We start from the raw sequence: 20873 nt of genomic DNA, 5'->3' as shown, positions 1-20873 counted from the left end.
AATCAATCGCGCAAGGTGTGCTCAGGATTGATTTGTCGCAATGATTGACACGATTCCGCTTGACGCTGCGTAAGGTTTTTGTAATTTTACAGGCAACCTTTTATTCACTAACAAATAGCTGGTGGAATATATGACTATCAAAGTAGGTATCAACGGTTTTGGCCGTATCGGTCGCATTGTTTTCCGTGCTGCTCAGAAACGTTCTGACATCGAGATCGTTGCAATCAACGACCTGTTAGACGCAGAGTACATGGCTTACATGCTGAAGTATGACTCCACTCACGGTCGTTTCGACGGCACCGTTGAAGTGAAAGACGGTCATCTGGTCGTTAACGGTAAAAAAATCCGTGTTACCGCTGAACGTGACCCGGCTAACCTGAAGTGGGACGAAGTTGGTGTTGACGTTGTTGCTGAAGCAACCGGTATCTTCCTGACCGACGAAACCGCTCGTAAACACATCACCGCTGGCGCGAAAAAAGTCGTTCTGACTGGCCCGTCCAAAGACAACACCCCGATGTTCGTTCGCGGCGCTAACTTCGACACTTACGCTGGCCAGGATATCGTTTCCAACGCATCCTGCACCACCAACTGCCTGGCACCGCTGGCTAAAGTCATCAACGACAACTTCGGTATCGTTGAAGGCCTGATGACCACCGTCCACGCAACCACCGCTACTCAGAAAACCGTTGATGGCCCGTCTCACAAAGACTGGCGCGGCGGCCGCGGCGCAGCTCAGAACATCATCCCGTCCTCTACCGGCGCTGCTAAAGCAGTAGGTAAAGTACTGCCAGAACTGAACGGCAAACTGACCGGTATGGCGTTCCGCGTTCCGACTCCGAACGTATCCGTTGTTGACCTGACCGTTCGTCTGGAAAAAGCAGCGTCCTACGAAGAAATCAAGAAAGCTATCAAAGCCGCTTCTGAAGGCGCAATGAAAGGCGTTCTGGGTTACACCGAAGACGACGTTGTTTCTACCGACTTCAACGGCGAAGTTTGCACTTCCGTGTTCGATGCTAAAGCAGGTATCGCACTGAACGACAACTTCGTTAAACTGGTTTCCTGGTACGACAACGAAACTGGCTACTCCAACAAAGTTCTGGACCTGATTGCCCACATCTCCAAATAAGTTGAGATGAAAAAGTAATCTGTAAGAGCGACTTCGGTCGCTCTTTTTTTTGTCTGCAGAGATAGGATTGCACAATGATAAATAAAATTTTTGCTCTCCCGGTGAATGAAACCATTTCGCCCGTTATCTCCCGTCGCCAGCTGGACGACCTGGAGCTGATTGTCATCGACCATCCGCAGGTGAAAGCCTCTGTGGCGCTGCAGGGGGCGCACCTGCTCTCCTGGAAACCCGCCGGTGAAGAAGAAGTCCTGTGGCTGAGCAACAACACCCCATTTAAACAGGGCGTCGCCCTGCGCGGCGGCGTGCCGATTTGCTGGCCGTGGTTTGGCCCATCGGCGCAGCAGGGCCTGCCGTCGCACGGCTTTGCCCGCAACCTGCCGTGGACCCTGGAAGGGCATGATGAAGACGACAGCGGCGTGATGTTGACCTTTGCGCTGCAGAACAGCGCTGAAACCATGAAGCTGTGGCCGCATGAGTTCACCCTCTATGCCCGCTTCAAGCTGGGCAAGACCTGCGAAATCGAGCTGGAAGCCCACGGCGAATTCGAGACCACCTCTGCCCTGCACAGCTACTTCAACGTCGGCGATATCGCAGCGGTGAAAGTGAGCGGTCTTGGCGAGCGCTATATCGATAAAGTAAAGAACGCCGAAGAAGGCGTTCTGAACAACGGCGTGCAGACCTTCCCGGATCGTACCGACCGCGTCTATCTCGACGCCGAAGGCTGCAGCGTGATCCACGACGACGCGCTCAGCCGCACGATCGACGTGGTGCATCATCATCAGCACAACGTGGTGGCCTGGAACCCGGGCCCGGCGCTGTCCGTCAGCATGGGCGACATGCCGGACGATGGCTATAAAACCTTCGTTTGCGTCGAAACCTGCTGCGTGACCCAGCCGCAGAAAGCCAGTGAAGAGACCCCGTCTCGCCTGGCGCAAACCATCAGCGTGAAAAAACGCTAACCGCAAAAAGCCCCGTTTATCACGGGGCTTTTTCTCTTCTCCACCTCGATGCGCTGTGGGTTAAACCATATCCAACCGGGTTTTCCGCGGCGGCGGCGGATAGAGGCGATCCAGCTGCGCAAGCTCTTGCGGGCTGAGAACGATATCAAGCGCGGCGGCATTCTGCACCACATGCTCGATAGTCGCCGCTTTCGGGATCGCCAGCATTCCCGGATGACGAATCACCCAGGCCAGCAGCAGCTGCGCCACCGTCACGCCCCGCGCGTTAGCCATATTGATGATATCGGTATGCTGAAAAAGTCCATCGCGTAAGCGCCCCGCCTGCGCCAGCGGGCAATAGGCCATCACCGGCAGGGTGTGCTGCTGACACCAGGGCAGCAGATCGTATTCAATTCCCCGCGACGCGAGATGATAGAGCACCTGGTTGGTGGCGCAGCGTTCGCCGCCCGCCGTGCGCCACAGCGCCTGCATATCGTCGGTGTCCAGATTGGAGACGCCCCAACGGCGGATTTTGCCCTCGGCCACCAGCCTTTCCATCGCCTCGACCGTCTCCTGCAGGGGGATATCGCCCCGCCAGTGCAGGAGATACATATCCAGATAGTCGGTCTGCAGCCGGCGCAGACTGTTTTCACAGGCGCGGCGCATCGCCGCTCCGCCGGCGTGCCAGGGATAGACTTTAGAGACCAACGTCACCCGGTCGCGCAGGCCGCGGATCGCCTGGCCCACCACCTCCTCCGCCCCGCCGTCGGCATACATCTCCGCGGTATCGATTACCGTCAGGCCATGGTCGATGCCCGCGCGCAGTGCAGCCACCTCCTGCTGACGCTGCGCCGCGTTCTCGCCCATATACCAGGTCCCCAGCCCGATGGCCGGAACTGCCGCCTGCTCGCCAAAGCATACTGTTTTTTTCACCATCGTCTCCTTCTTCGCGCCCTGCACCACCATAAAGCAAAACAGGGCGCGAAGCCCTGTTTTGATGCATAAAGCGCACTGTAATAATGCACAATCAGAAGGTGTAGGTGATCCCGGTTGAGATTAGACCGCTCCAGGATTTGTCCACCATCGGGCTATCGGTAATTTCATCCGACAGACGCGTGTAGCGCGCAATACCGTATACGCTCCAGTCGCCGAGGAAGCGATAGTTGGCCGCCAGCTCCAGATACGGGTTCCAGCTGCTGTCCGGATCGTAGCTGCGCATCCCGCTGCGACGGGACTCATGCTGCGAGACGCCATAGTAGTATTCGTTCTGATTGTCGCTGTTCCACTCGACGCCAATGCCCGGCGTCAGCGTCAGGTTCCCGTTGGTGTAGCGGTACAGCCAGGCGAGATCCCAGTTGATACCGTTGCTGTTATCCAGCGTATCGCCGGCAATCGTCGTGCGCAGGAAGCCATAGGGCGTGTTGTGGACATAAGAAAGACCGGCCATCACGGTCGATTTACGTTTATCCAGGCGACGCATTTGTTCGCTATCGCTGTCGCCCGGCTTGAAGTACATCGGCGACCAGTAGGCCGTTATCGACAGCTTATCGTTGGTGTCATTCCACAGGTAGTAACCCCCGCCCAGACCGTGGAACCAGAAGTTATCGCTCTCATAACTAATGACCGGCACCGGATAAACATCCGCATCATACTGCTTGTACGGATGCTCAACGATGCCGACGCCAGCCCCAAGCGTGAACTTCCCATCGGCATGCGCCGCGCTGGCGGAGGTCGCAATCAGCACGCCGAGTGCCAGAAGTTTGATTTTAGTCACAATCCATATTCCCGTTGTCAAATAATCAGCCCGTGCAGTTTACCGTCGTAGGTCTCATGCCTCAAATTCTTTACCCGATATGACACAAATCGTTCACTTTCCCACCCTTCTCTTACCATCTGGTGACAGCCCGATGACAGCTTCACGTCCCGGCGAATCAAAAAGCGTCTTTTTCAGGATGAGTTATTGATATGTCATTGAAATTGATTTTCTGCGGCATGCAAGATTTCTAAATGCATCTACGCTTAAATTTAGAAGGTGTAATTGCAGGGCACATTCACGCTACCCCACCCGCAACCTGGCATAAGGGTTGCTGGATACCAGGAGAGCGATGTTCAGCTTATGTCTTCCGGGGGCCCCCACTATTCATATGAACGGCTCTCAACCTGTGCTAAAAAACGAAAGGACGGCATGCCATGAATATATTCGATCACTATCGCCAGCGCTATGAAGCTGCCAAGGACGAAGAGTTCACACTGCAGGAGTTTCTTACCATCTGCCGGCAAGATCGCAGTGCCTATGCCAATGCGGCAGAACGTCTGTTGATGGCCATTGGTGAACCCGTCATGGTTGATACGGCTCTCGAGCCGCGGCTATCCCGTCTCTTTTCAAACCGGGTCATCGCACGCTATCCAGCGTTTGAAGAGTTTTACGGTATGGAAGACGCCATTGAGCAGATCGTTTCCTACCTCAAGCATGCCGCCCAGGGGCTGGAAGAGAAGAAACAGATCCTCTATCTGCTGGGACCGGTGGGCGGCGGTAAATCATCGCTGGCTGAACGGCTGAAAGCCCTCATGCAGCGCGTGCCTATCTATGTGCTGAGCGCCAACGGCGAGCGCAGCCCGGTTAACGATCACCCGCTGTGCCTGTTCAATCCGCAGGAGGATGCGCAGATCCTTCAGAAAGAGTATGGCGTCCCTACCCGCTATCTCGGCACCATTATGTCGCCGTGGGCGGCCAAACGCCTGCATGAGTTTGGCGGCGATATCACGAAATTCCGCGTGGTCAAAGTCTGGCCATCGATTCTCGAGCAGGTCGCCATCGCCAAAACCGAACCAGGCGATGAGAACAACCAGGATATTTCGGCGCTGGTGGGTAAAGTGGATATCCGTAAGCTGGAACACTATGCGCAGAACGACCCGGACGCCTACGGCTACTCCGGTGCGCTGTGCCGCGCCAACCAGGGGATCATGGAGTTCGTCGAGATGTTTAAGGCGCCGATCAAGGTGCTGCATCCGCTGCTGACCGCGACCCAGGAGGGTAACTATAACGGGACCGAAGGGATCTCCGCCCTGCCGTTTAACGGGATCATCCTTGCCCACTCCAACGAATCGGAATGGGTGACCTTCCGTAATAACAAAAACAACGAGGCCTTCCTCGACCGCGTCTATATCGTCAAAGTGCCTTATTGCCTGCGGATCTCCGAAGAGATCCGTATCTATGAAAAACTGCTCAACAGCAGCGAACTGACGCATGCGCCATGCGCCCCGGGCACTCTGGAAACGCTGGCGCGCTTCTCGATTCTGTCGCGCCTGAAAGAGCCGGAAAACTCGAGCATCTACTCGAAAATGCGGGTCTATGACGGCGAGAGCCTGAAGGATACCGACCCGAAAGCGAAATCCTATCAGGAGTATCGCGACTATGCCGGGGTGGATGAAGGGATGAACGGGCTCTCCACCCGCTTTGCCTTTAAGATCCTCTCAAGGGTGTTTAACTTCGACCATGTTGAAGTGGCGGCCAACCCGGTGCATCTGTTCTATGTGCTGGAGCAGCAGATTGAGCGCGAACAGTTCCCGCAGGAGCAGGCCGAGCGCTATCTGGAGTTCCTCAAAGGCTATCTGATCCCGAAATACGCCGAGTTTATCGGCAAAGAGATCCAGACCGCTTATCTGGAATCCTACTCCGAGTACGGGCAGAACATTTTCGATCGCTATGTCACCTACGCTGACTTCTGGATCCAGGATCAGGAATATCGCGATCCGGACACCGGGCAGCTGTTTGACCGTGAATCGTTGAATGCCGAGCTGGAGAAAATTGAGAAGCCGGCCGGGATCAGCAACCCGAAAGACTTCCGTAATGAAATCGTCAACTTTGTGCTGCGCGCCAGAGCCAACAACAGCGGACGTAATCCGAACTGGACCAGCTATGAGAAACTGCGCACGGTTATTGAGAAGAAAATGTTCTCCAATACCGAAGAGCTGTTGCCGGTCATTTCGTTTAACGCCAAAACCTCAACCGATGAGCAGAAAAAACACGACGACTTTGTCGACCGCATGATGGAGAAAGGCTACACCCGCAAACAGGTTCGCCTGCTGTGCGAGTGGTACCTGCGGGTTCGTAAATCGTCCTGATGCGTCCAGCCCGGCGGTGCGCCGCCGGGCCAACTGCAGCTGAATGATGATAAGTAAAGTTGGCTAATGCAGTACAGGAGGGCATATGACCTGGTTCATAGACCGACGCCTGAACGGGAAAAACAAAAGCGCCGTCAATCGTCAGCGCTTTTTGCGCCGTTATAAGGCGCAGATTAAACAGTCGATCTCCGAGGCCATCAACAAGCGCTCGGTGACTGATATTGAGAGCGGAGAATCCGTCTCGATCCCGACGGACGATATCAACGAGCCGATGTTTCATCAGGGTCGCGGCGGGCTGCGCAACCGCGTCCACCCGGGCAACGACCATTTCGTGCAAAACGACCGCATCGAACGCCCGCAAGGGGGCGGCGGCGGCGGCGGCGGCGGTCAGGGGCAAGCCAGCGCCGATGGCGAAGGGAAGGATGAGTTTGTCTTCCAGATTTCGAAAGATGAGTACCTGGATCTGCTGTTCGAAGATCTCGCCCTGCCGAACCTGAAGAAAAATCAGCACCGGCAGCTTAACGAGTTTAAAACCCATCGCGCGGGCTTTACCTCTAACGGGGTGCCGGCCAACATCAGCGTGGTGCGTTCGCTGCAGAACTCGCTGGCCCGCCGGACGGCGATGACCGCCGGCAAGCGCCGTGAACTGCGCGCCCTGGAGGAGGATCTGGAGACCATCAGCCGCAGCGAACCGGTGCAGCTGCTGGAGGAGGAGCGCCTGCGCAAAGAGATTGCCGAACTGCGGGCTAAAATTGAACGGGTGCCGTTTATCGACACCTTTGACTTGCGCTACAAAAATTACGAAAAACGGCCGGAGCCCTCCAGCCAGGCGGTAATGTTCTGCCTGATGGACGTCTCAGGCTCGATGGACCAGGCCACCAAAGACATGGCCAAGCGCTTTTATATCCTGCTGTATTTGTTCCTCAGCCGGACCTATAAAAACGTCGATGTGGTCTACATCCGCCACCATACTCAGGCGAAAGAGGTGGATGAACACGAGTTCTTCTACTCTCAGGAGACCGGCGGCACCATCGTCTCCAGCGCCCTGAAGCTGATGGATGAAGTGGTGCAGGCGCGTTATGACCCGGCGCAGTGGAACATCTACGCCGCCCAGGCGTCGGATGGCGACAACTGGGCCGACGACTCCCCGCTGTGCCACGAACTGCTGGCGAAGAAAATTCTGCCAGTGGTGCGTTATTACAGCTATATCGAAATTACCCGCCGGGCGCATCAGACCCTGTGGCGCGAGTATGAACACCTGCAGGCGACCTTTGATAATTTCGCCATGCAGCATATCCGCGACCAGGAGGATATCTACCCGGTATTCCGCGAACTGTTTCACAAACAATCGTCTAAAAGTGAAGCGTAGTGAAATACTCAGCCAGTGAGTCGAGTGACTTGCTGGCTATTTTCTTCAGACACAAGGCCCGATGGCACAGCCATACATCATGTAAAACGGAAACAACGGGGCCATGGCGACGGCGCCAAGCGAGCTAATCGTTTTGGTCTTATCATTGATTGATACCACAACGGGGTGAGCTAACTGGTAGGCGGCGGCCAGATCTGACGCGTCCGATGCCGTCCAAAACCCTGTCGCTTTAAACAACACCCCGAGGCGATCGTTATCAATCTGCACCGCATGATACTGATTTACCAGCTCGCTATGCTGCCCGGCATCCAGTTTGCGCTGATCCATCACCACCAGATATTCCGCCGTTACCTCATGTTGTTCCACGACAAAGTTAACCCGCACGCCGGAAGCCTGTTGGTGAAAGCGCTCATAAAAGGTCTTATAACGCTGATATTCCTCAGGCACACCGTCACGGACAAAGCGGTAACTGTATTTCGCTGAGCTGGCGACAATACCGGACTCTGTGGGTTTCACCGCCACAATGGTATCCCGAGGCGGCAAGTTTGGCGCGCTGGTACAGCCTGCGAGCATCGCCACTACGACCAGCGATAAGATATATTTCACCATTTTCAGCCGTTCCTGTTCGCGATTTTTTCTATGACATCTGGCGTTTTTTTAACACTCCAGGTACAAATCCCTAACCCTGTGTATCATAACTGCCTAATCTGCTTCAAACATTCGCGCGATCGTCAGCGTTGAACTGTTTCTACTCTCAGGAGCCTGCTATGACCCCTTTTTATCAATTGACGGCTACCCGCCTGCGCGGACAGCCCCTCTCCATGGCTGACTATGCTGGCAAGGTGGTTCTGGTGGTGAATACGGCCAGCCATTGTGGCTTCACGCCGCAATATGCTGGCCTTGAAGCGCTCTACCAAAAGTACGCGGCTCAGGGGCTGGTTGTGCTTGGTTTCCCCTGCAACCAGTTTGGCAAGCAGGAACCCGGCGGTGCGGATGAAATCGAGCAGACCTGTCACGTTAACTACGGCGTGAGCTTCCCGATGTTTGAGAAAGTGGACGTCAACGGCCCCGCCGCGCATCCGCTGTTTCGTTATTTGAAACAAGCGTTGCCCGGCGTGCTCGGCGGACGGATCAAGTGGAATTTCACCAAGTTCCTCATCGGTCGCGACGGCACTCCCCTCACGCGTTTTGCGCCGTTCACGACGCCGGAGAAAATGGAAGCCGCCATTGTTGCCGCACTCAAAGGCTAAGTGTTCCTGTCATTCCACGCTCACCCAACGGTGGCTGGCTGCCCATGGCAAGGTAGAGGTCGATCTCACGCGGCCAGCAACCGTCTGTGGTTGGCCTAACTTCCGCCTGCCCGATACGCAGCCTACAGCGGCGACACGGCCTCAACCTCATGCTGAAACACGTAGGGGTCGGAGAGCAGTTCGAATACTTCGTCGTCCGGATAGGTGACCGCGACGTGATAGTCTTCGCCTGCGAAGGCTTTGACCGCCGCGAGATCCTGCCAGTAGGTGGCGAGAAAGAAATGCGCCCATTCGCCCTGGTTTTCCCGGCGCACCAGCGCGCCCCTGTTGCCGGAGATACCCCGGGCGTGTTCCACGCCGGTCCGCTCAAGGTGCTTTGCAAACCCCTCGGCATGTTGCAATGGCACACAGCCGTGCCAGGTCCTGACAATCATTTGCGTTCTCCTGTGGTAATCAACCTCTCACCCTAACATCGACAGGCATTTTTGGGGGAGCGCAACAAGGCGGCGCTGGCAACAACGCAAAATTATTTTGCCGGACGAGGATATCCCCTCACTCTGTAGTATTTTCGACTGCGGCGCAGCATTGGGCCGAATATTGCGCGGTGAGTATGACGGTTAGCGGGCGCGGAAAAAATCGTGGCTCGTCAGCCCCGGGGGGTCTTATCGATACACGCCCAAGCCGCGTCCCTTCAGGGCATCGCCAGCCGCTCTTGATGATCCGCAAAGAGAGCGATGAGATGGTCGGCGAGAACCCGCACGCGTCTTGACCCGGCCAGGTCGGAATGCATCACCAGCCAGAGGGTCTGATCCGCGCCGATCTCCGGCTGCAGGCACTGCAGGCCGCTGGCCCGCGCCATAAAGTGCGGCAGGACGCCCAGGCCGAGGCCCGCGGATACCGCGGAAACCTGGGCCACGAGCGTATTGGCTTCGACTTTACACGGCCGGCCGCGCAGGGTGCGCGTGATCCATTGGGCGGCCGGCAGGTGCTGGTGAGTTTCCGGCCACCCCACAAAGTCCGCCTCGCTCAGCGACTGGCCGTCCGCGCCGGCCAGATAGCCGGCGGCGCCATAGACGCCAAACCCCACCGTCCCCAGACGCTTTAACGTCAGATGCCCGGCCTCAGGCTTGACCATGCGGATCGCCAGATCGGCATCCCGACGGTGCAGGTTCACCGACTGCACGCCGCTCAGCACCTCCACCCGCAGCTCGGGATATTGGTCCAGGAGCCCTTTCAGGGAGGGCAGAATAAAATGCGTGGCCAGGTTGTCCGCGGTGGCCAGGCGGACAACCCCGGCGACATGCCCCTGCAGTTGCGCCGCTTCGCCGAACGCCAGGCCTGCGTATTCCAGCGCCTCAGCCCGCGCGAGCAGGGCTTCGCCATCGTCGGTCAGGCGATAGCCACTCTGATGGCGGCTGAAGAGCGGAACGTTCAACGCCTGCTCCAGCCGATCCAGCCGGCGGGAGACCGTGGCAATCCCCATGTTCATCTTGTCGGCGGCGCCGCTCAGCGTTCCCGCCCGGGCGATGGCGAGGAATATGCGCGCATCATCCCAGTTAAATTCTGCGGTCATCTATTTTCCATTTACGGAAAACGACTCTCCGTTTTCCGCTCTTTTTTATCAGTTTCACAGGGATGATACTGCACGCCACTCGCGGAGACAACCAGGCCATCCGGTCGCCTGCTCGCTCCTCACCTGAACGTCCGCGCACCGCGCGGAACGCACCTTTCCTAAGGATACGCCTGATATGAAAGAGATTGCTTTACCCCTCCACCCGGCGCCGGCGCGCGTCTGGATAGCCGTCGTTGCGCTCGGGATCTGCGCCTTTTCGATCGTCACCAGCGAACTGGCGCCGGTGGGCATGCTCAGCGCCCTGGCGGCGGATTTTCACCAGACGGAATCCGGCATGGGCCTCGCCGTCACCGCCTATGGCTGGGTGGGCGCCCTGGCGGCTCTGCTTTCCGGCGCGATGCCGGCGCGTATTTCCCGCAAGGCGCTGCTGGTCGGGCTGATGCTGTTCCTGGCGCTTTCCTGCCTCGCCGCAACCCGGTCTTATTCGATGTTCGCCCTGATGAGCGCCCGCATGATTGGCGCCCTGGCCCATGGCGCCTTCTGGGCCTTAATTGGCATCGTCGCCGCGCAGCTGGTGCCGCCGCACCGGCTGGGGCTGGCCACGGCGATCATTTTTGGCGGCGTGTCGGCGGCAAGCGTAGTGGGGGTACCGCTGGCGAGCTTTATCGCCACCCTGGCGGGCTGGCGACACGCGTTTATGGCGATGGCCTTGCTGTCACTGGCCGCCGCTGCGGCGCTGTACTCAACGCTGCCCCCGCTGGCCGCCCCTGCCTCCGTCAGGCTGCGTGTTTATCGCGATATTTTCCGCAATCCGCTGCTCGGTGGTCTGTATGGCGCCACGGCCTGCATCATTACCGCACACTTTGCCGCCTTCACCTACATTGAACCGCTGCTGATAAATCTGCAGGGAGTCCCGGCGACCGCCCTCTCCGGCCTGCTGCTGCTGTCAGGGGTTTCCGGGCTGCTGGGTAACGTTATCGCCGGTAAGCTTATCGATCGTCATCTGAAGGGGCTGATTTTCGCTGCGCTGCTGCTGAGCGGTGGCGCGCTGGCGATCCTTGGCGCCGCCCGTCTTGCGCCACTGCCGTTCTGTTTTAGCGGGCTACTGTTAGCCCTGTGGGGCGCCGGCATCGCGATTGTGTTCGTCGGCTTACAGACCTGGCTGCTGCGCAGCGCGGGCGCGGTCGCCCAGCCGGCATCAGCCATTTACGTGGCCATTTTTAATGCCGCCATCGGCACCGGGGCGCTTGTCGGCGGCCAGCTGATCGCCTCAGCTGGCCTGTCGGGAATGGTGTGGCTGGCGGCGGGGATCATGGTGGGCAGTACGCTGCTGATCGCCCTACTGAAAGCGCCCTCGGCCCGCTAAACGCTGCCCTGTAAGACCGCGTTTTCACGGTCCAGAGTGAAGACCTGCCACACGACGCGGGTCGCGCTCAAGGTAAAAATGGCCGTCGCCAGCGTATTTTCCTCATCCGGATCGTCGGGAGACAGCCGGTAAATCGGTAACAGCGGATCCTGCTGGTCGGAGAGCATCGCTTTCGCTGTCACGCCATCCAGCGGCGGGTTCGTCGCCAGCCACGCGTCCAGGCGCCGCTGGCGCGAACCGGAGCTCCCGGTCACGATCTGTTCAATGGCCGCAAGCTGGGGATGGATCAGATGGTTGGCATGCCCGCCGGTGGCGGACAACTCGAGCACCGAGCTGCCGGAGCCGGTGGCTTCCACGCTAAACAGACGGCTATCGCCCATCTGGCCCAGGGTGTGGTGAAACGCGCCCGCGCGCGGCGTGGCGCTCAGCAAAGTGACGGCTTCCTCTAAGGTGGCGGCGTTCAGCGATGCGCGGGCCACAATCTGGCGCGGCATGCCGTCCGGACGATGCACGGCGCGAATATTGTTGACCGTATTGACTATCCCCTTCTCATTCACCGCGAAGGTATGCCCGCACAGGGAGCCGGGATAGGCAAAGCTGGTGAAGGCGAGGCCCACCTCAGGGGTTACGCTGACGATGGCGCACTCTTCACGCAGCTGCGGGAAGCCGTCTTCATTGTGCGCAATGATCAACGCGCCCTCCGGGCTTCTCCCCGCCAGGGTGGTGCAGCCATCTGACGTCGAACGTACCAGATCGCCGCGACAGTTCCAGGCGAACACCTCATCCACCGGCGCCTGCAGCCCCTCCGCCATGCCCTCCAGCTCCTGCCAAATCAGCGGGAACTGCGCCTGCACGGCTGCGCGCATGCGCTGGGTCTGTTCCGCCGTTTTCAGGGCGGTTACGGTTTGCCACAGCGCCGTTTGCCTGATTTTAGTATGCCAGGCCTCACGACCAAACACGCCAAGCTGCTGACCGACCGCATAGGCGGAACCACGGATTGCGATTGTTTTCATATAGTCATCATTCACTTATGTTCAGGATACGTGTTGCAAAAACTCTTGCAGACGCGGATTGCTGCTGGCCGTGAGCAGCGCCTCAGGTGAACCATCTTCGGCAATGGTGCCGCCATCAATAAAGATCAACCGGGAAGCCACCTCTCTGGCAAAGCCAATCTCATGGGTCACAATCACCATCGTCATGCCCTCTTCGGCCAGGGATCGCATGACCTTTAACACCTCATGCCGCAGTTCGGGATCGAGGGCGGATGTTGGCTCATCAAATAACATCATTTTGGGTTTCACCGCCAGGGCGCGCGCTATCGCCACGCGCTGCTGCTGACCGCCCGAGAGCTCTGCCGGATAGTGGTTGGCGCGTTCACGCAGCCCCACGCGGTCCAGCAACGCCAGCGCCTGCTCCCGCGCCGCGGCCTTGCTCTGCTTGCGCACGCGAAGCGGACCAAACATGACATTCTCCAGGGCGGTCAGATGCGGGAATAAATGAAACTGTTGAAACACCATACCGGCTTCGCGGCGAATATCACACTCATTCGCATGCGGATCCGTAATGTGCATGCCCGCCACCAGCAGCGTTCCCGAAGAGATCTCCTCCAGCTTGTTAATGCAGCGCAGCAGGGTCGATTTTCCCGAACCGGAAGGACCGATGATCACCACCACCTCGCCCGCTTCAATCTTTAAATTGATATCGTGCAGCACCTGAGTGGCGCCGAAGTTTTTCGCTACCGCGCTAAATTCAACCATGCTCATAAAATATGGATCCTTTTCTCAAGTTGTTTCAGCAGGAAGCTCAGGCACAATGTCAAAAACAGATAAATCATCGCCACCGCCGTCCACACCTCCAGCGCCCGAAAATTGCCGGCAATAATCTCTTGTCCCTGACGGGTTAATTCTGCCACGCCAATGACAATAAACAGCGAGGTATCTTTTATACTGATAATCCACTGATTGCCTAATGCCGGGATCATCCGCCGAAAAGCCAGCGGCATAATGACATGCCACAGGGTGCTGCGCGGCGATAATCCCATCGCCAGGCTGGCTTCTTTAAATCCTTTATTAATCGACAGAATCGCGCCCCGGGTGATCTCCGCTATATAAGCCCCGGAGTTAATCACAATGGTGATAATGGCGGCGGGAACCGGGTCAATATGCACTGGCAACACCATCGGCAGGGCGAAGTAGATAAACATCACCTGCACCATAATTGGCGTCCCGCGGATGACTTCTACAAACACCAGCGATACCGTTTTGGATATTGTTCCGCCTAATGCGCGGCAGGTCCCGGCCAGCAAGCCAATGATTAATCCACCTAATAAACCTGATAACGAAATAATCAGCGTCAGCTGCAAACCTTGCATCAGCAGCGGCAATGCATCCCAAATATAGCGACTGTCAAAATTCATGCTTCTACCCGTAAAGAAAATATGAGGTCGGATCGCTCCGACCTGGCAGGGTTATTTCGGCTGTTTAGCAAACCACTTTACGTAAATCTTGTCGTAGGTGCCATCGGCGCGCAGAGCCTGCAGGGCCTGGTTGACTTTTGGCGTCAGGCTGCTGTTTTTCTGCATCGCAAAGCCATACTGCTGTGGCAGAATGCTGTCCGTCTCACCGGTGGATTTGACCTTGCCGTTACCCGCCGTCTTCACGTAGTAAAGGACATTAGGTGAATCATGAACCACGGCATCGAGATTACCGGCCTGCAGGTCAAGGTAGGCGTTATCGATATTCGGGAACTCGATATAATTCGCTTTATATTTGCTTTTCATAAAGCTGGCTGCCGCCGTCCCCTGCTTAAGGCCGACTTTTTTCCCGGTCAAATCACTGAATTTAACAATGGAGTTGTCGGTACTTTTCACGGCCATGAGCAGGTCGGCATTATAATATCCTTCGCTGAAGTCCACGACCTGCTTGCGCGCATCGGTAATCGTTATTCCCGCCATCGCCACATCCAGATTACGCGACTGCAGACCGGGGATCAGGCCGCCGAAATCCATCGGCCTTAATTCGTAGCTGATATGCATTTTCTTCGCAATCGCGTCCCACAGATCGATATCAAAGCCGACATATTTATCGCCTTGTTTAAATTCAAATGGAACAAAGGCAGTATCGACACCCACCGTTATTTTATCTTCTGCTGCTGTCACAAAACTGGCTGAACAAATAACTAATGCCAGCGTCAGCTTTAATTTCTTAAATAACCCACTCATAATTACCCTCAGCGTCATTGAAATAGCCTACAACGAACGTCATCCTGCGAAATATCTCGCCGGAAGAACCAATAATAAGAGCTGATATGCCGGGCGCAGTTTTATGCGCCCGAATAAAATCGATAACTTATTCAGAAAACAGAGCGTCAGAGGTATCCGGTACTGGCGTTTGCGCGCTGTTCATCACCATGGAGAGAAAACTGTAATAACCGTTTATTCCAATCAGATCCACCACGCCCTTCTCGCCCCATAACTCAATGGCTTGTTGCCAGGTCTCATCGCTGACCTTTTGCTGTTGATGCAGCTGCTGACAGAAGTCATAGATCGCCTGCTCATCGGGCCGCAGATCCGCGGGCCGGCGCCTTTCCTTAATCGCCTGCACCGCCGCGGCAGAGATCCCTTTCTCGCGGGCTATCGGCGCATGGATCGCCCACTCTACCGGCTGCGACCAGTGCCGCGCGGTCAGCAAAATCGCCAGTTCAGAAAGACGCTGGCCCAGCGCGCTGCGATAGCGCAGGTACTCCCCCATACGCTGGGCATGCGCCATCAGCTCGGGGCTACGCAGCAGCGGCTCAAAAGGCGGCAGCAAGGCGCCGCGCGGTCCGTTGATGATCTCTTCCGCTAACTGACGCTGCCGATCGTCCCATTCCTGTTCCGCCAGGGGCGGTAAACGATTGATCATAATTTCCCCGTCTCTTCGCGGATCACGCTGTTCAGCGTATCGACCACAAAATCGAGCTGCGCCGGGGTGATGATAAATGGCGGTGCAATCAGGATGTGGTCGCCAGACTGGCCATCGATCGTGCCGCCCATGGGATAGACCATCAGTCCGCGCGCCATACAGTTTGCTTTGATCGCGGCGTGCAGCTTCAGGGCAGGATCGAATGGCGTTTTGTCGTCTTTATCGCGCACCAGTTCGACCCCCGCAAACAGGCCGCGTCCGCGCGTATCACCGACATGCGGTAACTCCCCCAGCACCTCGCGCAGCGCCTTGTGCAGATAGGCGCCCTGCTGTTTGACGGCGTCCAGTAAATTATCGCGCGCGATCACCTGCTGCACCGCCAGGGCTGCCGACGCGGCGGTGGCATGACAAATGTAAGTGTGACCGTGCTGGAACAACCCGCTGCCCGCCTTCAGCGCGGAGACGATGGTCTCACTCGCCAGTACCGCCCCAATCGGCTGATAGCCTCCGCCGAGTCCCTTGGCGATGGTCACTAAATCGGGCACCACGTCGTCCTGTTCAAACGCATGCAGCGTCCCGGTCCGCCCCATACCGCACATCACCTCATCCGCGATGTACAGGATGCCGTATTTGTCGCACAGGCGGCGGACCCCTTGCAGATAGCCCGGCGTCGGCGGCGTGGCTCCCGTCGTCGCTCCCACCACGGTTTCCGCACAGAAACCGATGATCGTTTCCGGGCCGGCCTCAAGGATGGCTTGCTCCAGCTCATTGAGCAGACGTTCGGTATACTGTTGCTGGGTCTCGTCAGCCCGGCGATCGCGGTACTCATTGCAGGCGGAGACGCGGATAACATCCATTAATAAGGGGGCAAACTGGCGACGGCGCCATTCGTTCCCCCCCACCGCCAGCGCGCCCAGCGTATTGCCATGATAGCTCTGTTGACGGGCGATAAAGCGGGTGCGCGATGGCTGGCCGATCTCCACAAAGTACTGCCGCGCCATCTTCAGCGCCGTCTCTACCGCCTCAGAACCGCCCGAGACAAAGTAGGCGTAGTTAAGCTCGCCGGGCGCCGTGCGGGTGAGATGTTCGGCAAGCTGCTCGACGGCATCGCTGGTGAAAAAGCTGGTATGCGCATAGGCCAGCCGATCGATCTGGCGGTGCATCGCCGCCAGCACATCAGGATGCGCGTGTCCGAGGCAGGAAACCGCCGCCCCGCCACAGGCATCAAGATACGGTTTTCCCTGGGCATCAAAGATATAGGCCCCTTGCGCACGTGAGGCCACCATCGGCGTGCTACGCAGGCTGCGGTGAATGACATGACTCATACTGGGTTCTGCTCCTGAATCCGCTACATTAATTGAGCGTATCTTGCAGGATCCATTTGGATCACGTCAACGAATTAAAGATATAAATGCATCCATTATACTTATAACTGATACATTTGAATCATTTATCAGGACTTACCGGGGATCACGTAGGCGCCAGACTCAATGAGATAGCGTTCGGCACTTTCAATTTTACTCACCGCCTCCCGGCCGTGGCGCACCACCAGCATCGCCAGCAGACACTCCGCCAGCCCCATGCCGGAGACCACGGAAGGGAAAAATGACGGACTGTCGATGGAAAACAGCAGCGTGCAGTCTGCCGCCTGCGCTAAGGGGGAAACCGGCGAGTCGGTAATGGCGAGGATCTTCGCCCCTGCCTGCCGGGCTGCCTGTAAAACATCCAGTGATTCGCGCGAATAGGGCGCAAAGCTGGTGAGTAAGACGCAGTCCCGGTTGGTCAGTTCGCGGGTAAAGACTTCGATATTGCTGGCCAGGCCATCGATCAATGACACCTGGCGGTTGAACAGTCGATAGACATAGAACAGCGACCACGCGATCGGAAAGCTGGCGCGGAATCCGCAGATATAGACATTCTCCGCGCTATCGAGCAAGGTCACCGCCTGCTCCATCTGCTGGGCATTTTCGTTTTGCGTAAAGGTCAGGTTCGCCTGATGCGCCTGAAATACCTCTTTATACAGCTGCGTTTGCGTGCCGCGGGCCATCATTTTTTCCGCTTTTGATACGTATGTATCATTGCGCAGCCCTAGGTCGTCAATGAAATCGCTTTTTAGCTCGCTCCAGCCGCGGTAGCCCAGCCGCTGCGCCAGACGCAGCAGCGTCGCCGGTTTTACCCCGGCTTCCGCCGCGAAGGCGCGCATGGATAACACCACCAGCTGACTGGCATTTTGCAGTGAGAACTCGGCGGCGCGTTGCAGCTCGGGCGACAACCCGCCGAATTCATTAATGATTTTTTCCCTGAGATTCATGGCAGCCACTGACTGGTTTTAAGTGAAAGCTATCTAATCATATTTGAGATCAAGACTCTATAGGCTGGCATAACACCCGGAGGCCATCCTTTGCGGTTCTGACCATGACTAACCGCCGTGCCCGTCACCTCTCAAGCCAGTCGATAAAAAACGCCATAAACGCCGATACCTGAGGGGGCTGCAGCTTTCGCTGGGGAAAGACAAACTGCAGCCCAACCTCCTTGCGGTCTAACCGGCTGAAACCGGTGAAGCGGTCGGCAAACAGCACCTGAAGCCGCCCCTCCTCGACATCCCTCTTCACATCCCACCATGATTTACCGGCGATCCCCGCCCCGCTGAGCGCCCACTGCCGCAGCAGTGCCCCATCGTCGCAGACCATCGCCGGCGTTACCCGGATGACCTGCTCTTTTCCCGCCTCCTCAAAGCGCCACTCGTTCATCACCACGCCGTGCCGCTCCAGCGCCAGGCAGCGATGATTATGCAGCGCCTCGGGCGAAGCAGGCATTCCACGGGCGGCAAGGTAAGCCGTCGAGGCCACCAGCACCCGATGGTTAGGACGAATGTGGCGGATGGCCAGGCTACTGTCCGGCAGGTTACCGACGCGAATGCTCATATCCAGCCGGTTGGCGACCAGATCCTCCACGCGCTCGCCTAAGTAGACGGAAAAGGTCACTTCCGGGTGACGGCGGGTAAAGTCGACGATGGCCGGGCTAAGGTATTGTCGGCCAAAGTCGGAGGGGGCGGAAAGGCGAATATCGCCGCTCAGGACCCCCTCTTTTTGCGTCAGCAACGACTCGGCGTGGCGCGCCTCCTCCAGCACGCGCCGCGCGGCATGATAAAAATCTTCCCCCGCGTTGGTCAGGGTGATAGCCCGCGTGGAACGATGGAACAGGCGGGTCTGATAACGCTCTTCCATCGCCTTCAGACGTGCAGTCATGGTGGCCGGCGAGAGCGACAACCGTCTGCCGGCGGCGGAGAGTCCCCCCGCCTCGGCGACGGCCACCAGCAGCGCCATATCTTCCAGTTTGCCCATTTTTCGCATTTCCCGAAAAGTGAATCTATTTTTCGTCTAATTATCAAAATCAGATCCCGACTGTAAAGTGATTTCCATTCCACTCGCAAGGGACATCATTATGAATACGCTCTCACTTTTTGATCGTCATCGCATCGGTACGCTGCCGCTGAAAAACCGCATCGTCATGGCCCCCATGACCCGGGCGCGCGCCCTGCAGCCGGGAAATATCCCCTCCGCGCTGATGGCGGAGTATTACCGCCAGCGCGCCAGCGCCGGATTGATCGTCACGGAAGCGACGCAAATCTCTCCCGAGGGACAGGGGTACTCCTGGACGCCCGGCCTGCATTCCGCAGACCAGATTGCCGGCTGGCAGTTGACGACCCGGGCCGTACACCAGGCCGGCGGCGTTATTTTTTCTCAGCTCTGGCACGTGGGACGCATGTCGCACGCCCGTTTTCATGCGGATGGTCAACCCGTGGCCCCCTCGGCGCTGGCGCCGGACGCCCAGGTCTGGGTGGTGGATGAGCAGGGCCGGGGCCAGATGGTGGACTGCCCACCGCCGCGGGCGCTCTCCCGGTCGGATATCCAGCGTATTGTCGCCGATTACCGCCAGGCGGCGCGCAATGCGATCGCGGCGGGGTTTGACGGCGTGGAGGTGCACGGCGGCAATGGCTATCTGATCGACCAGTTCCTGCGGCGTACCGCCAACCAGCGCACCGATGAGTACGGCGGTAGCCTGAACAACCGGATCCGTTTTGCCCAGGAGGTGCTGACCGCCATCGGCGACGCTATCGGCCGCGAGCGGACGGGCATCCGCCTTTCCCCCTTCATTACCCAGCGCGGGATGAATGACCCGCAGGTGATCGACGCCATCCTTGCCCTGGCGGCCTGGTGCGAACAGCAGGGTATCGCCTTTATCCACCTGGCGGAGGCGGACTGGGACGATGCCCCAGCCGTTCCCCTGCACTTCCGCGACACGCTGCGCGCAACCTTCAGCGGCACGCTGATCGTGGCCGGGAATTACGATCAGCAGAAGGCGGAGCGCATTCTTGGCGCCGGTCTCGCCGACCTGGTGGCTTTCGGCCGGCCGTTTATTGCCAATCCCGACCTGCCGCAGCGGCTTCAGCACCGCTGGCCGCTGGCGACCGTCAGCGATCCCGGCACGCTGTTTGGCGGAACGGCGGCGGGCTATACCGACTATCCCTTCTATACGGAGCATAAAGAGTGAAATTGATCGACAAAATGTTACCTGCCGGGCGTGGTGTCGCTGTTGCCCGCACGCTGGCCAGGCGCGGCCTCACGCGCCGTCGCTGCGCCACCGCGCTGCTGCTTGCCGGAATGTCCGGCTCCGCGTTTTCAGCCCCGCAGGATCTGCTGAAGCCAGCCCAGCTCATCGTTGATAGCAGCCTTCCCGCTGCCACACGCGCCGCCAATGAATATGTCGCCAGGCAATACGCCACGTTCTGGAATACCGGCGATGACGCGCTGGCCAGGGCGGCGCTGGCGGGGAATTTTATCGATAAAACGCCCCCGGAAGGGCGCCAACAGGGGCCGGAAGGAGCGATCCTCGCCTCCAGAGCGTTTCGCCAGGCGGTGCCGGATTTACGCTGTGATGTCGAACAAATGATCGTGGCCGGTGACCGGGTGGTCTCACACTTACATTTTCATGGCCACTTTACCGGGACCTTCGGCACCCGGCAGGGTAAAGGACAAAATATCGATTTTATCGCCACCGATATCTATCAGATCAGCGGCGGTAAAATTGCCGCCAACTGGCATATTGAAGATAACCTGACGCTGATGAAACAGCTGGGCACGCAATAAGCTGCTCCCGGACGGTGCGTCAACGCTCGCCAAAACCACGAGCCGCCCCGGTCTCCGCCAGGGCGGCTCGCCTG

22 protein-coding genes are annotated in these 20873 nt (G+C 57.9%); 9 read left to right on the top strand and 13 right to left on the bottom strand.

Features of this window, described 5'->3' with window-relative positions; genetic code table 11:
* Positions 1–130: 130 nt before the first annotated feature.
* Positions 131–1126 (top strand): glyceraldehyde-3-phosphate dehydrogenase, encoded by a 996-nt coding sequence (gene gapA, locus K5R89_RS07980; protein WP_004203784.1) that lies wholly within the window; start codon positions 131–133, stop codon positions 1124–1126.
* Between the two features lie 74 nt (positions 1127–1200).
* Positions 1201–2085 (top strand): D-hexose-6-phosphate mutarotase, encoded by an 885-nt coding sequence (locus K5R89_RS07975; RefSeq protein ID WP_023289274.1) that lies wholly within the window; start codon positions 1201–1203, stop codon positions 2083–2085.
* 60 nt (positions 2086–2145) lie between these two features.
* Here the strand turns inward: K5R89_RS07975 and K5R89_RS07970 are convergent, their stop codons facing one another.
* Together K5R89_RS07970 and K5R89_RS07965 are read right to left on the bottom strand one after the other, a co-directional pair.
* Positions 2146–3000, bottom strand: coding sequence for an aldo/keto reductase (locus tag K5R89_RS07970; RefSeq protein WP_048334776.1), 855 nt, complete (start codon positions 2998–3000; stop codon positions 2146–2148).
* Between the two features lie 91 nt (positions 3001–3091).
* A complete protein-coding gene (locus tag K5R89_RS07965; RefSeq protein ID WP_023289272.1) occupies positions 3092–3838 on the bottom strand; it encodes a MipA/OmpV family protein in 747 nt (248 codons plus the stop codon).
* A 416-nt stretch (positions 3839–4254) separates the two neighbouring features.
* Between K5R89_RS07965 and yeaG the strand changes: the two genes are divergently transcribed.
* Entirely contained in the window at positions 4255–6189 is a 1935-nt protein-coding gene (yeaG, locus tag K5R89_RS07960; RefSeq protein WP_004203779.1) for a protein kinase YeaG, read from the top strand.
* Between the two features lie 85 nt (positions 6190–6274).
* Positions 6275–7558 carry a YeaH/YhbH family protein gene (locus tag K5R89_RS07955; protein ID WP_012968476.1) on the top strand — a complete coding sequence of 428 codons (1284 nt, stop codon included), beginning with the start codon at positions 6275–6277 and terminating at the stop codon, positions 7556–7558.
* A 45-nt stretch (positions 7559–7603) separates the two neighbouring features.
* On the opposite strand, the gene K5R89_RS07950 is transcribed toward K5R89_RS07955, so the two are convergent.
* Positions 7604–8167 (bottom strand): hypothetical protein, encoded by a 564-nt coding sequence (locus K5R89_RS07950; RefSeq protein ID WP_072413014.1) that lies wholly within the window; start codon positions 8165–8167, stop codon positions 7604–7606.
* 158 nt (positions 8168–8325) lie between these two features.
* Here K5R89_RS07950 and K5R89_RS07945 point away from each other — a divergent pair, with 158 nt between their 5' ends.
* The gene (locus tag K5R89_RS07945) at positions 8326–8808 is read left to right on the top strand and encodes a glutathione peroxidase (protein WP_087827926.1); all 483 of its coding nucleotides are present in this window, start codon (positions 8326–8328) and stop codon (positions 8806–8808) included.
* A gap of 122 nt (positions 8809–8930) precedes the next feature.
* On the opposite strand, the gene K5R89_RS07940 is transcribed toward K5R89_RS07945, so the two are convergent.
* Positions 8931–9242, bottom strand: a complete 312-nt coding sequence (locus K5R89_RS07940; protein WP_044522295.1) for a hypothetical protein — start codon at positions 9240–9242, stop codon at positions 8931–8933.
* Positions 9243–9333: 91 nt separating this feature from the next.
* Between K5R89_RS07940 and K5R89_RS27375 the strand changes: the two genes are divergently transcribed.
* Entirely contained in the window at positions 9334–9429 is a 96-nt protein-coding gene (locus K5R89_RS27375) for a hypothetical protein (RefSeq protein ID WP_227523333.1), read from the top strand.
* A 70-nt stretch (positions 9430–9499) separates the two neighbouring features.
* Here K5R89_RS27375 and K5R89_RS07935 read toward each other — a convergent pair whose 3' ends face one another.
* Entirely contained in the window at positions 9500–10381 is an 882-nt protein-coding gene (locus tag K5R89_RS07935; RefSeq protein ID WP_087827927.1) for a LysR family transcriptional regulator, read from the bottom strand.
* A gap of 175 nt (positions 10382–10556) precedes the next feature.
* Here K5R89_RS07935 and K5R89_RS07930 point away from each other — a divergent pair, with 175 nt between their 5' ends.
* Positions 10557–11747 (top strand): MFS transporter, encoded by a 1191-nt coding sequence (locus K5R89_RS07930; RefSeq protein WP_087827928.1) that lies wholly within the window; start codon positions 10557–10559, stop codon positions 11745–11747.
* On the opposite strand, the gene K5R89_RS07925 is transcribed toward K5R89_RS07930, so the two are convergent.
* From K5R89_RS07925 to K5R89_RS07890, 8 genes are all read right to left on the bottom strand, one after another.
* Positions 11744–12760: a C45 family peptidase gene (locus tag K5R89_RS07925; RefSeq protein ID WP_023289266.1), complete on the bottom strand. Its 1017-nt coding sequence runs from the start codon at positions 12758–12760 to the stop codon at positions 11744–11746. The genes K5R89_RS07930 and K5R89_RS07925 overlap by 4 nt on opposite strands.
* 21 nt (positions 12761–12781) lie before the next feature.
* Positions 12782–13504, bottom strand: coding sequence for a glutamine ABC transporter ATP-binding protein GlnQ (gene glnQ, locus K5R89_RS07920; RefSeq protein ID WP_048295788.1), 723 nt, complete (start codon positions 13502–13504; stop codon positions 12782–12784).
* A gap of 2 nt (positions 13505–13506) precedes the next feature.
* Positions 13507–14163, bottom strand: a complete 657-nt coding sequence (gene glnP, locus K5R89_RS07915; protein WP_049014957.1) for a glutamine ABC transporter permease GlnP — start codon at positions 14161–14163, stop codon at positions 13507–13509.
* Between the two features lie 51 nt (positions 14164–14214).
* The gene (gene glnH / locus K5R89_RS07910; RefSeq protein WP_023289263.1) at positions 14215–14967 is read right to left on the bottom strand and encodes a glutamine ABC transporter substrate-binding protein GlnH; all 753 of its coding nucleotides are present in this window, start codon (positions 14965–14967) and stop codon (positions 14215–14217) included.
* Between the two features lie 127 nt (positions 14968–15094).
* Entirely contained in the window at positions 15095–15649 is a 555-nt protein-coding gene (locus K5R89_RS07905; RefSeq protein ID WP_171005034.1) for a carboxymuconolactone decarboxylase family protein, read from the bottom strand.
* A complete protein-coding gene (locus tag K5R89_RS07900) occupies positions 15646–16974 on the bottom strand; it encodes an aspartate aminotransferase family protein (RefSeq protein ID WP_048297302.1) in 1329 nt (442 codons plus the stop codon). Before K5R89_RS07900 ends, K5R89_RS07905 begins: the two co-directional genes overlap by 4 nt.
* A 128-nt stretch (positions 16975–17102) precedes the next feature.
* The gene (locus K5R89_RS07895; protein ID WP_110243559.1) at positions 17103–17960 is read right to left on the bottom strand and encodes a MurR/RpiR family transcriptional regulator; all 858 of its coding nucleotides are present in this window, start codon (positions 17958–17960) and stop codon (positions 17103–17105) included.
* Between the two features lie 124 nt (positions 17961–18084).
* Complete coding sequence (locus K5R89_RS07890) at positions 18085–18993, bottom strand: LysR family transcriptional regulator (RefSeq protein WP_050533954.1); 909 nt, start codon at positions 18991–18993, stop codon at positions 18085–18087.
* Positions 18994–19093: 100 nt separating this feature from the next.
* On the opposite strand from K5R89_RS07890, the gene K5R89_RS07885 reads away from it, so the two are divergent.
* Together K5R89_RS07885 and K5R89_RS07880 are read left to right on the top strand one after the other, a co-directional pair.
* The gene (locus K5R89_RS07885; protein ID WP_104466982.1) at positions 19094–20203 is read left to right on the top strand and encodes an alkene reductase; all 1110 of its coding nucleotides are present in this window, start codon (positions 19094–19096) and stop codon (positions 20201–20203) included.
* On the top strand, positions 20200–20799 hold the full coding sequence (locus K5R89_RS07880) for an ester cyclase (RefSeq protein WP_180265721.1): 600 nt from the start codon (positions 20200–20202) through the stop codon (positions 20797–20799). Before K5R89_RS07885 ends, K5R89_RS07880 begins: the two co-directional genes overlap by 4 nt.
* The last annotated feature ends 74 nt before the right edge of the window (positions 20800–20873 follow it).

The sequence above is a fragment of the Klebsiella sp. TF21-TM genome (genome assembly GCF_019753495.1).
Lineage (GTDB): Bacteria > Pseudomonadota > Gammaproteobacteria > Enterobacterales > Enterobacteriaceae > Klebsiella > Klebsiella quasipneumoniae.
Note: the sequence above shows the minus strand (reverse complement) of the source record. Positions and strands in the feature narration are given on the sequence as shown.

Excerpts from the sequence above, each read along its gene's own strand:
- gapA (WP_004203784.1), top strand. The coding sequence starts at position 131 with ATGACTATCAAAGTAGGTATCAACGGTTTTGGCCGTATCGGTCGCATT.
- K5R89_RS07975 (WP_023289274.1), top strand. The coding sequence starts at position 1,201 with ATGATAAATAAAATTTTTGCTCTCCCGGTGAATGAAACCATTTCGCCC.
- K5R89_RS07970 (WP_048334776.1), bottom strand. The coding sequence starts at position 3,000 with ATGGTGAAAAAAACAGTATGCTTTGGCGAGCAGGCGGCAGTTCCGGCC.
- yeaG (WP_004203779.1), top strand. The coding sequence starts at position 4,255 with ATGAATATATTCGATCACTATCGCCAGCGCTATGAAGCTGCCAAGGAC.
- K5R89_RS07955 (WP_012968476.1), top strand. The coding sequence starts at position 6,275 with ATGACCTGGTTCATAGACCGACGCCTGAACGGGAAAAACAAAAGCGCC.
- K5R89_RS07950 (WP_072413014.1), bottom strand. The coding sequence starts at position 8,167 with ATGGTGAAATATATCTTATCGCTGGTCGTAGTGGCGATGCTCGCAGGC.
- K5R89_RS07945 (WP_087827926.1), top strand. The coding sequence starts at position 8,326 with ATGACCCCTTTTTATCAATTGACGGCTACCCGCCTGCGCGGACAGCCC.
- K5R89_RS07940 (WP_044522295.1), bottom strand. The coding sequence starts at position 9,242 with ATGATTGTCAGGACCTGGCACGGCTGTGTGCCATTGCAACATGCCGAG.
- K5R89_RS07935 (WP_087827927.1), bottom strand. The coding sequence starts at position 10,381 with ATGACCGCAGAATTTAACTGGGATGATGCGCGCATATTCCTCGCCATC.
- K5R89_RS07930 (WP_087827928.1), top strand. The coding sequence starts at position 10,557 with ATGAAAGAGATTGCTTTACCCCTCCACCCGGCGCCGGCGCGCGTCTGG.
- K5R89_RS07925 (WP_023289266.1), bottom strand. The coding sequence starts at position 12,760 with ATGAAAACAATCGCAATCCGTGGTTCCGCCTATGCGGTCGGTCAGCAG.
- glnQ (WP_048295788.1), bottom strand. The coding sequence starts at position 13,504 with ATGGTTGAATTTAGCGCGGTAGCGAAAAACTTCGGCGCCACTCAGGTG.
- glnP (WP_049014957.1), bottom strand. The coding sequence starts at position 14,163 with ATGAATTTTGACAGTCGCTATATTTGGGATGCATTGCCGCTGCTGATG.
- glnH (WP_023289263.1), bottom strand. The coding sequence starts at position 14,967 with ATGAGTGGGTTATTTAAGAAATTAAAGCTGACGCTGGCATTAGTTATT.
- K5R89_RS07905 (WP_171005034.1), bottom strand. The coding sequence starts at position 15,649 with ATGATCAATCGTTTACCGCCCCTGGCGGAACAGGAATGGGACGATCGG.
- K5R89_RS07900 (WP_048297302.1), bottom strand. The coding sequence starts at position 16,974 with ATGAGTCATGTCATTCACCGCAGCCTGCGTAGCACGCCGATGGTGGCC.
- K5R89_RS07895 (WP_110243559.1), bottom strand. The coding sequence starts at position 17,960 with ATGAATCTCAGGGAAAAAATCATTAATGAATTCGGCGGGTTGTCGCCC.
- K5R89_RS07890 (WP_050533954.1), bottom strand. The coding sequence starts at position 18,993 with ATGGGCAAACTGGAAGATATGGCGCTGCTGGTGGCCGTCGCCGAGGCG.
- K5R89_RS07885 (WP_104466982.1), top strand. The coding sequence starts at position 19,094 with ATGAATACGCTCTCACTTTTTGATCGTCATCGCATCGGTACGCTGCCG.